The organism is Holdemanella sp. DFI.5.55 (assembly GCF_020593575.1).
GTDB classification, from domain to species: domain Bacteria; phylum Bacillota_I; class Bacilli_A; order Erysipelotrichales; family Erysipelotrichaceae; genus Holdemanella; species Holdemanella hominis.
This window is the reverse complement of sequence record NZ_JAJDMK010000284.1, coordinates 1-265: the sequence shown is the minus strand read 5'-3', so window position 1 is coordinate 265 and position 265 is coordinate 1. Positions and strand designations below refer to the sequence as shown.

Sequence of the window (265 nt, the reverse complement as noted above, 5' to 3'; positions counted from 1 at the left end):
AGCAGGCCAACGCGGAAATTTACTCGGTTTCAGAAGACACTGAATTCGTTCACAAGGCCTGGGCTGAAGCATCTGAAAAAATCGGCAAGATCAAGTATCACATGTTGGCCGACCCAGCCGGTAAATTGGCACGCATGTTTGATGTTTTAAACGAAGATGAAGGTCAAGCCTACCGTGGCGTGTTCATTGTTGACCCAGATGGCAAGATTCAGTCATACACGATCAATAACATGGGGATTGGTCGTTCCGCCGAGGAGATTCTGCG

At 48.3% G+C, this 265-nt stretch carries 1 protein-coding gene; it reads left to right on the top strand.

Annotated features, from left to right (window positions below; all coding sequences use genetic code 11):
• Positions 1-265, top strand: a 265-nt coding sequence (locus tag LJE08_RS14110) for a redoxin domain-containing protein (RefSeq protein ID WP_227403591.1), incomplete at both ends; no start/stop codon positions are given.